The sequence below is a fragment of the Tropicimonas sp. TH_r6 genome (assembly GCF_033101155.1).
Classification (GTDB): domain Bacteria; phylum Pseudomonadota; class Alphaproteobacteria; order Rhodobacterales; family Rhodobacteraceae; genus Tropicimonas.
In genome coordinates, this window is sequence record NZ_JAWMPX010000026.1 from 65,016 (window position 1) to 72,447 (window position 7,432).

General features: G+C 63.0%; 10 protein-coding genes. All 10 read right to left on the bottom strand.

Annotation, left to right across the window (positions count from 1 at the left end):
• Entirely contained in the window at window positions 1-603 is a 603-nt protein-coding gene (locus tag R3X27_RS20070; RefSeq protein ID WP_317710673.1) for a YIP1 family protein, read from the bottom strand.
• Between the two features lie 13 nt (window positions 604-616).
• On the bottom strand, window positions 617-1,123 hold the full coding sequence (locus R3X27_RS20075) for a YIP1 family protein (protein ID WP_317710674.1): 507 nt from the start codon (window positions 1,121-1,123) through the stop codon (window positions 617-619).
• Window positions 1,123-2,418 (bottom strand): SufD family Fe-S cluster assembly protein, encoded by a 1,296-nt coding sequence (locus R3X27_RS20080; protein WP_317710675.1) that lies wholly within the window; start codon window positions 2,416-2,418, stop codon window positions 1,123-1,125. Before R3X27_RS20080 ends, R3X27_RS20075 begins: the two co-directional genes overlap by 1 nt.
• Window positions 2,419-2,420: 2 nt before the next feature.
• Entirely contained in the window at window positions 2,421-3,176 is a 756-nt protein-coding gene (gene sufC / locus R3X27_RS20085; protein WP_317710676.1) for a Fe-S cluster assembly ATPase SufC, read from the bottom strand.
• Between the two features lie 185 nt (window positions 3,177-3,361).
• Window positions 3,362-3,667 (bottom strand): hypothetical protein, encoded by a 306-nt coding sequence (locus R3X27_RS20090; protein ID WP_317710677.1) that lies wholly within the window; start codon window positions 3,665-3,667, stop codon window positions 3,362-3,364.
• A gap of 76 nt (window positions 3,668-3,743) precedes the next feature.
• The gene (locus R3X27_RS20095; RefSeq protein WP_317710678.1) at window positions 3,744-4,055 is read right to left on the bottom strand and encodes a heavy metal-binding domain-containing protein; all 312 of its coding nucleotides are present in this window, start codon (window positions 4,053-4,055) and stop codon (window positions 3,744-3,746) included.
• Window positions 4,052-4,558 carry a cupin domain-containing protein gene (locus tag R3X27_RS20100; protein WP_317710679.1) on the bottom strand — a complete coding sequence of 169 codons (507 nt, stop codon included), beginning with the start codon at window positions 4,556-4,558 and terminating at the stop codon, window positions 4,052-4,054. The genes R3X27_RS20095 and R3X27_RS20100 overlap by 4 nt, the downstream gene beginning before the upstream one ends.
• Window positions 4,555-4,740 carry a hypothetical protein gene (locus tag R3X27_RS20105; RefSeq protein ID WP_317710680.1) on the bottom strand — a complete coding sequence of 62 codons (186 nt, stop codon included), beginning with the start codon at window positions 4,738-4,740 and terminating at the stop codon, window positions 4,555-4,557. Before R3X27_RS20105 ends, R3X27_RS20100 begins: the two co-directional genes overlap by 4 nt.
• A 44-nt stretch (window positions 4,741-4,784) precedes the next feature.
• The gene (gene sufB, locus R3X27_RS20110) at window positions 4,785-6,308 is read right to left on the bottom strand and encodes a Fe-S cluster assembly protein SufB (RefSeq protein WP_317710681.1); all 1,524 of its coding nucleotides are present in this window, start codon (window positions 6,306-6,308) and stop codon (window positions 4,785-4,787) included.
• A 44-nt stretch (window positions 6,309-6,352) separates the two neighbouring features.
• Window positions 6,353-7,396 (bottom strand): cysteine desulfurase family protein, encoded by a 1,044-nt coding sequence (locus R3X27_RS20115; RefSeq protein WP_317710682.1) that lies wholly within the window; start codon window positions 7,394-7,396, stop codon window positions 6,353-6,355.
• Between the last annotated feature and the right edge of the window lie 36 nt (window positions 7,397-7,432).

Genomic DNA, 7,432 nt, shown 5'->3' on the forward strand with positions numbered 1-7,432 from the left:
TCAGACTCCCAGGAAAAGCGCGGCGACCACGCCGACCACGGCAGCGGCAACGAAGAGCAGCGTCACGAAGGCGATGACGATACCGATAAAGACCACGATGGCATTCTCGAACCCGTGCAGCACGCAGACAAACTGGGTCAGTACGTAGAAATAGAGCCCGATCATCCCCAGAAGCAGAATCGACAGGATGGGCGGAAAGATCACCCCCACCGCCATGCCGAGCAGCGCCACGCAGAGCAGGAAGAGCTGGTGCCAGGCAACCAACGCCAGAGCGCCGTCGAGCGTGCCCGTCCCGCCCAGGAACCGGCCGAGAAAGGCGATCGCATAGACTGTCGACACGGCGCTGAGCATCTGCCCGGTGGCGACGGGGATCGGTTGCGAATACATCTCCTGCATCGCAACCGAAGCCGGGTCGGTCGGGTCCACCGGCGTGGCAAGGACCATCCCGACCACGATCACCACGGTCAACAAGACGCCCGCGGCCAGAGCTTCCCAGAGGTTGCGGCGCGGCAGGTCCAGCGCGAGGATCCGAGCAGCAGCATCGCGCGGGGTGCGAAGGGTCTCCCAGACGAGAGCGGGAATGCCGGGAAAGGATTGGGTCATGTCACAGATGCCTTCAGCGCGTCGGGGCCCGTTCGGCCTCCAAAAGCGATATGGACCATAGCGCGCAGAACGCAAGGCCCACCACGAAATCGATCGCCATCAATTGCTTTCCGGCCCCGAAACTCGTCTCGACCATGCCGCGCAAGAGCATCAGCGGCGAGACCGCAAGCACGGTCCAGAAGAGTGCGGCACGGGCGTCACGAAAGCTGCCCGACGCGCCGAGGAGCCGGGCGACGAGATGGGACAGGGCGGCCAGCAGATAGAAGATAAGCGGCCAGACGAAGAGCCAGCCGAAGAAGGTGATGCCGAGCAGCGCTTCACGCGGCGGCGCGTCGGACTGCTCAAGCGGCATCGCCGCGAGACCGGGCACCTGGCCGGCGAAGATGATAAGACAGCCCGCAAGAAGATAGACCATCAGCCGGGCTTCCGGCCGGTCATCCACCTCAAGGGCCGCCAGCAGGCGCCGCATCACTTTGCGCGGCGCCCGATAGCTTCGCAGGATCTCGCCGGTGGCCGACATCAGCCCCGCCGGCGCTCCAGCCAGCCTTCGAGGCGCGCGAGCACGTCGGCAGAGATCGCCTCATCCTCGATCTCTTCGAGCGCCTCGGCCACGAAGGCGATGACCATCAGGTCGGTCGCTTCCGATTTCGGCACCCCGCGCGAGCGCAGGTAGAAGAGCCCTTCCTCATCGATCGCGCCGCTGGTGGAGCCATGCGAGCAGGCCACGTCATCGGCATAGATCTCCAGTTCCGGTTTGGCGAGGAACTGGCTGTCATCGTCGAGCAGCAGCGACTGGCTGATCTGGTAGCCATCGGTCTTCTGCGCGGTCTGCGTGACCAGAATCTTGCCCTGGAAGACGCCAACGGCGCCGTTGCGCAGCACCTTCTTGAAGACCTGCCGGCTTTCGCAATTCTCGGCGTCATGGGTGATGAAGACGGTGTCATCATGGTGGAACGGACCGGTTGCTCCATCGCCAAGTGCGGCGCCCGCGACATGCGCCACCGCATCGTCGCCGGTCAACTCGATCACCGCCTCGTTGCGTGTCATCGCCCCGTTAACAGTGAGCGTGAAGCTCTTGAAGGTGCTCTCTTTTCCCAAACGGGTGAAGAGATGGGTCGCAGCCCGGCGCTCATGCGCCCGGCCTTGCGTGCGCACATGGTGGAAAGCGCCACCATCCGCGATCTCGACCTCCATCACCGAATTGAGCCGCGCCCCGGCCGGGCCGTTTTCCAGCAAGGTCAGGTCCGCACCGTCCTCGACCTTGATGACATGATGGAACATCACGTCCGTATCGGCCTGACGCTGCAGATAAGTCAGGTTGATCGGCTTCGCGGCATTGGCCGTTACCCGGATCACCACGCCCTGCCCCGCAAACGCACTGTTCAGCGCTGCCAGCGGCCGCTCGACAGGCGACTGCCCGCGCGTTTCCAGCACACCATAGAGATCGCGCGCCCAGTGAATATCCGCCGCGCCAGCGCTTTGCAGCGTCTCGATCTCGACTCCAGCCAGCGACAGTTCATCCGACGCCTCGGCATCGAAGACGCCATCGACAAAAACGATCTTCAACCGGTCGATATCGCCGAAGACCTGCGTTTCATGCGGCTCGTAGACGCCGGCATGAGGCGCCTTTGCGTCCACCAGCGTCTCGGGACGGGTGTATTTCCAATACTCGTCGCGCCGATGCGGCAGGCCCATCGTCTCGACCCGCACAAGCGCGGCATCCCGCGCCTGGCCGATCCAGGCCCCGCCATCGGGACGGCTCATCGCGCCCAGCCGTTCAGCCGTCGCGTCGTTTTTCTGTTGCGGCAGCGCCATGCTCACGCCTCCTCGCCCAGCAGGTGGCCATAGCCCTGCGTCTCGACCTCGAGCGCCAGCTCCGGCCCGCCGGTCTTGATGATCCGGCCATCGGCCATGATGTGGACCACGTCCGGTTTGATATGGTCGAGCAGGCGCTGGTAATGGGTGATCACGAGGAAGGAGCGGCCAGCATCGCGCAGCGCGTTCACACCCTCGGAGACCAGTTTCATCGCGTCCACGTCGAGCCCGGAATCGGTCTCGTCGAGGATGCACATCTTCGGCTCCAGCATCGCCATCTGCAGGATCTCATTGCGCTTTTTCTCACCGCCCGAGAAGCCGACATTGACCGGACGCTTCAGCATGTCGGCATCGATCTTCAGCGTCTTCGCCTTGGCGCGGATCAGCTTGAGGAAATCGCCTGCGGAGAGCTCGTCTTCGCCGCGCTGCTTGCGCTGCGCGTTCACCGCCGTCCGCAGGAAGGTCATGTTGCCCACGCCCGGGATTTCGACCGGGTATTGGAAGGCCAGGAAGAGACCGGCTGCGGCCCGCTCCTCGGGCTCCATCTCCAGCAGGTCCGCGCCATCCATCGTGGCCGAGCCTTCGGTGACCTCGTAGCCATCACGCCCCGAAAGCACGTAGGAGAGAGTCGACTTGCCAGAGCCGTTCGGCCCCATGATCGCATGCACCTTTCCGGCCTCGAGCTTGAGGTCGACCCCTTTCAGGATCTGCTTGCCCTCTTCTTCAAGTTCGACGTGCAGGTTCTTGATTTCCAGCATTTTCTTACCTCATGCACAGAAGACCGAGCGCCCTCGGGCGTCGGCCTTCATCATTCCAACACAACCGGGCCGATGCGCGAAAACCGCGCGCCGACCGGCTCCGGGGCACAGCCCCAATTCTTCTTCTGTTTGAAAAACACGCGCGCGAGCGGCGCGTTCCGAAAGATCGCCTCCGCGCGAAATCCTCAGGCGTCCGTGACGCTCTCCGGCAGCGGCAAACGGTCCAGCGGAATGCTCTCGATCACGCCCGTCACGGCGGAGAAATCCCCGGCAATGAACTGACCGTAAAGCTCTGGCTGCGCCTGTGCGAAGACCCAGACCAGCCCCCAGATCAACCCAATCGACAACAGCAGCGTGACCCGCTTCTGCCCGGCATTGATATCGACACGCTTGCGCTTCTTGCCCCTGTCGACGATGACGCCTTCCGGCACCCAGGCCTTGCCTGCTTCGATACGATGGAGCCGATCCATGAATGCCTGGTCTGCCGGCATGGAGTTTCCCTCTGGTCTTCTTAACCCAAAGGTAAACTGCCGAAAGAAACGGGCGATATTGCGACGAAATTAGCACTTAAGCGAGCCTCACCGCGGTGCCCGAGGCCGAGACCATGAGCATGTTGTTGATCACCTCGTAATCGAGATCGACGCCAACCACGGCATCCGCACCAACCGCCTCTGCGCGCTCCTCAAGCTCCTTGAGAGCGGTTTCACGCGCTTCGCCGAGGCTCGCCTCGTAGCTGGAGCTGCGCCCGCCGATGATATCGGTGATACCGGCAAAGACATCGCGGAACACATTTGCGCCAAGAATTGCTTCCCCGGCGACGATGCCGCAATACTCGGTGATCTGGCGACCCTGAATGGCCGGAGTCGTGGTCACGATCATGCCTCTTCCCCTTCCCAATAACCGCGGCCGTCTTCGAGGCGGCCAACGAAGCGCAGATGCGCATCCTGGAAACCCGCCCCCGGCGCAATCGCGAAAGCAGCGAATTTGCCGCTGTCGGGATATTCGCAGATATCCGGGTCCTGCATGGTCGAGATCGCGAGGTAGCGCAGCGGTCCGGCGCCGGTATTGATGAGCTGGTGCGCCGTCTCCGGCCCACCCTTCGGCGCGCCACAGACAGAGCCCGCCCGTACCGGGATCTCTTCCGTCCCGAAGCGATAGGTCCCCTCGCCCTCCAGGATGACGAAAAGCTCGTCATTGCCCAGGTGGTTGTGGAAGGGAAAGGCGCGCTTGCCCGCATCGACCGTCGTCTGCATCGCGCCCAGCCCGGTCAACCCGAGAGCCGTGCCGAGAGGCGCCACCGTCGCACCGAAGCGGTCCGAGCCGTCGCCGGGCCCCATCGGGAACCCTTGCGCCTCTTCGAGATGAACAACCGGTCTGCTCATTTCTTCCTCTCATACTCCCGCAAAACAAATCGCGCGAAGAGTGATCCGCAAAACCCTGAAATCGCAGCGATAATCGCCACATTCAAACCCATCAACGGTGGCAGGAGCCAATCCACGCCCACTGCGAAGAGGGCGCAGAAAACCCCCGTCAGGAGTGCCGGCAAGAGAAAGGTCTGGAACATGGATCATCTCCCGAGAGTCAGGGCCGAGGGTCAAGGCGTCCGCCTCAGCCCACCGAGCCTTCCAGCGAGATCGCCACAAGTTGCTGCGCCTCCAGCGCGAATTCCATCGGCAGTGCCTGCAGCACGTCCCGACAGAAGCCGTTCACCACCAGCGCCACCGCCTCTTCCTCGTCCATGCCGCGCTGGCGGCAATAGAAGAGCTGATCGTCATCGACCTTGGAGGTGGTCGCCTCGTGTTCGGCCCGGCTGGAGTTGTTCTTCACCTCGATATAGGGAACCGTGTGCGCACCACAGTCACTTCCGATCAGAAGGCTGTCACATTGCGTGTAATTGCGCGATTCCTTGGCCTTGGGGTGCATGGAAACCAGCCCGCGATAGACGTTCTGCGACTTGCCGGCCGAGATCCCCTTCGAGACGATCCGCGATTTGGTGTTCTTGCCCAGATGGACCATCTTGGTGCCGGTATCGGCCTGCTGATGGTTGTTGGTGATGGCGATGGAGTAGAACTCGCCCTGGCTTTCCTCGCCGCGCAGGATGCAGGACGGGTATTTCCAGGTGATCGCCGAGCCGGTCTCGACCTGCGTCCACATGACCTTGGAGCGGTCGCCCCGGCAGTCGGCGCGCTTGGTGACGAAATTGTAGATCCCGCCCTTGCCGTTCTCGTCGCCCGGGAACCAGTTCTGAACGGTGGAATACTTCACCTCCGCGTCGTCCATGATGACGATCTCGACCACGGCGGCATGGAGCTGTGCCACGTCGCGCTGTGGCGCCGTGCAACCTTCGAGATAGGACACGTAGGAGCCCTTCTCGGCGATGATCAGCGTGCGCTCGAACTGGCCGGTATTCTCCGCGTTGATGCGGAAATAGGTCGAGAGCTCCATCGGGCAGCGAACACCCTCGGGCACGTAAACAAAGGAGCCGTCCGAGAAGACCGCCGAGTTCAGCGTGGCAAAGAAATTGTCCGTCGTCGGCACCACGGAGGCCAGATACTTCTTCACCAGCTCGGGATGTTCGATGATCGCTTCAGAAATCGAGCAGAAGATGACGCCGGCCTCGGCCAGCTCCTTCTTGAAGGTCGTGCCGACGGAAACGGAATCGAACACAGCGTCCACGGCCACCTTGCGGCCCTCTTGCGGGGTCTCGCCCACGCCCTCGACACCGGCAAGAATCGCCTGCTCCTTGAGCGGGATACCGAGCTTGGCATAGGTCTCCAGCAGCTTCGGATCGACCTCGTCGAGCGATTTCGGCTTTTCCTTCATCGAAGCCGGGCGGGCGTAGTAATACTGGTCCTGGTAGTCGATCCCGGGGATCTTGAGCATCGCCCAATCCGGCATCTCCATCTGCTTCCAGCGGCGGAAAGCCTCGAGACGCCAGTCGAGCATCCACTCGGGCTCCTCGTTGCGCTCCGAGATCAGCCGAACGATATCCTCGTTCAGCCCCTTCGGCGCGCGCTCTTCCTCGATCTCGGTTTCCCAGCCGTATTTGTAGGCGCCCATATTGTGGACGGTCTCGACAGTCTCTCGATCGACACCTTCCCGGACTTCCAGCTCTTCCTCGACACCCGTCATCGCAGATCCATTTCCTGTTTCGGGCGGGGGGCCGCCCGGGCGGCTCAGCCCGCCTTCGCTTTCATCCTGGAGTGCTGCGCGCCCCACCTATCGGCAAAGCGCAGCACGTCCTCTTCTGTTGTCTCGGGCCCGATCGAGATGCGGATCGCGCATCCCGCCGACGCCTCGTCAAATCCCATCGCACGCAAGACCCGGCTCGCCTTGACCTTGCCCGAAGAACAGGCCGATCCTGCCGAAACGGCAAAGCCTGCAAGGTCCATCTGCATCACCTGCGTCTCACCACGCCAGCCCGGAACGACCGCGCAGATCGTGTTGGGGAGTCGCCGCGCCGAGTTCCCGACAAAAATAATCTCTTTTGCGGAAGATACCAGTGCTTTTTCTAGAATTGTTCTAAGTTTCTCCACCCGCTCCCAGACGCCGTCATCAAGGTCGCGCTGCGCCGCGGCCGCTGCTGCGCCGAATCCGGCGATCCCGATGAGGTTTTCGGTGCCTGAGCGCCGCCCCATCTCCTGTCCACCGCCCCGGATACGGGACGCGACGTCAAGCCCGCGCCGGAGCACCAGCGCCCCGATTCCCTTCGGCCCGCCCAGCTTGTGTGCCGAGATCAGCGCCATGTCACAGCCCGACCAGTCGAAAGCGACAGGGATCTTGCCGAAAGCCTGGGTCATGTCGGAGACGGCCAGCCCTTCGGGCAGGTCCTGAATCACGCCGGTCTCCGAATTGGCGAGTTGGAGCGTGGAACCGGCGGGATCTGCAACAATGACCCGTCCGTCCGCATCGACCGGCAGGCTTTCCGCGACCCATTCCCGTACCGCGTCATGTTCAATGCCCGCGCCCACGAGGCCGCGCCCGGCCAGCGCCAATGCCGCCGCCTCGGTGGCCCCGGATGTGAAAACAATATCCGCGGCTTGCGCTCCGACGGCCTCGGCCACCTGCCCGCGCGCCCGCTCAATCAGCCCCTTCGCAGCCCGCCCCTCGGCATGAACGGAAGACGGGTTGCCGACAAGCTCCATCGCCTCGACCATCGCCGCCTTTGCCTCCGGGCGCAGCGGCGCCGTGGCATTCCAGTCGAGATAGCTCCGTTTCATGTGTCCCTTCCAAAAGAATTGCCTTGCGCGTTCGGC